Genomic DNA, 1,004 nt, shown 5'->3' with positions numbered 1-1,004 from the left:
CCCGCCGTAACCGCCCTTGCCCGTGTCCTGTATCTGTGTCCACATGTCCACGTTGCTTCTGAGGGCCTTCATCTCCTCCGGACTCAGGCTCCACAGACTGCCGTCCCACTGGCGGCCGATCTGCCCGCTCAGCTTGTCTATCTGTGCCTGGGAAAAACCATCCCAATAATAATTCCAAGAGCGGTGGCTGCCGTGGTAACCGGCCTGCGCCATCGCCATCTGCAGGTAGTTGGAATCCGTCTCTTTCTGCATCCGGTAAGCGTCGCGGTAAGCGGCTACAGATTTGGTGCCCTTGCTCTGTTTGATAGTGTCGGTCAAGTCCTCGATGGAAGTCTGAAGCATTTCGTTCCGGCTGGTCAGCCGGTCTATCGTGGCCTGCACCTCTTTCGCGTTGCTTCCGTTCCAGTTGATGGTGCCGCCCAGACTGAACAAAGTCTTCACCGCGCCGCTTACCGCCTTGACACCGCCGGTAATGACGCTCATCGGTTTGGTCAGGTCGATGCTTTCCAAGCCGTCCAGCGTCTGCCCCAAACCTTCCAGGTATTCACCCATCCATTCCGGCGGATCGATACCGAACTGTTCCACCAGTCCCAGCAGGTCTTCTGCCGCTCCCACGTATTCCTTCACCTGCCCCACGCTGCCGTGCAGGGCATCCGTAGCCTCGGCCAGTGCCCTCTGCTTCGCGTTTCGGGCGGCATCCAGTGCGGCCCGGGCGTTCTTCTGCTCGGCTTCAGTCCCTTCTTCCACGGCCTTGTTATAGGCTTCCTGGGCCTCCTTGACGGATAAGGTCGTGGATTTTACCCGCGACATGGATGATTCTAATGCCGCAAAGGGATTGCGCTCGCTAAGTTTCTTGTCGATGGAATCGATGGCACGTACCAGGTCTTTCAGGCTGTCCGGCTGCAAGTCCTTCTGGGTATCGATATATTCCTTCAGACGGGTACGGAGGGATTGGAGGCTTTCGGAGGATACCTTGTCGAGGTCCCCGAATACGGCTTCCCAAT

The 1,004-nt window shown here is 57.9% G+C and carries 1 pseudogene; it reads right to left on the bottom strand.

From position 1 onward, the window contains the following. Positions 1 to 1,004, bottom strand: a pseudogene (locus BQ9893_RS20975) (viral A-type inclusion protein); the annotation flags it as partial.

The sequence above is a fragment of the Parabacteroides massiliensis genome, from assembly GCF_900155425.1.
GTDB classification, from domain to species: Bacteria; Bacteroidota; Bacteroidia; order Bacteroidales; family Tannerellaceae; genus Parabacteroides; species Parabacteroides massiliensis.
The sequence above is the reverse complement of the archived record's forward strand: the minus strand, read 5'-3'. Positions and strand labels throughout refer to the sequence as shown.